The 346-nt window shown below is 51.4% G+C and carries 1 pseudogene; it reads right to left on the bottom strand.

Features of this window, described 5'->3' with window-relative positions:
* Positions 1-281 (bottom strand): annotated as a pseudogene (locus CWC14_RS18345) (iron-containing alcohol dehydrogenase); the annotation flags it as partial.
* Positions 282-346: the final 65 nt, after the last annotated feature.

The raw sequence follows: 346 nt of genomic DNA, 5'->3' as shown, positions 1-346 counted from the left end.
ATGCAAGGTATCCCCGGATTGGCCTCAACATCGCTGTAGAGCACCGTATTAACCCCTTGCTGATGTAGTGCAGCAATAATGGGTTGCTGCAAATCCAAAGCAACGATGCCCGGGTCGCTGACCACTAACAAGGTGCGCAGATTTTGCTTTTTAACCTCACAAAGCCATTGCGACAACGCTTGCTGCCCGGCATAAACATGCGGCGTGCGAATGGGCAAAAGCGCCGCTGCGAGGCGAAGACCGAAATGATAAAGCCGATATAACCTATGTGTGAACGTCACTTCGCCTCCAAGAAGATATTGTTGTGCAGATACAGGGCGCGCACCCTTGCTTACCCATAGCAGTA

Origin of the sequence: Pseudoalteromonas sp. S3260 (genome assembly GCF_005886925.1) — a bacterium.
In the GTDB taxonomy this organism is placed as follows: Bacteria; Pseudomonadota; Gammaproteobacteria; order Enterobacterales; family Alteromonadaceae; genus Pseudoalteromonas; species Pseudoalteromonas tetraodonis.
This window is presented reverse-complemented; position numbering and strand designations above follow the sequence as displayed.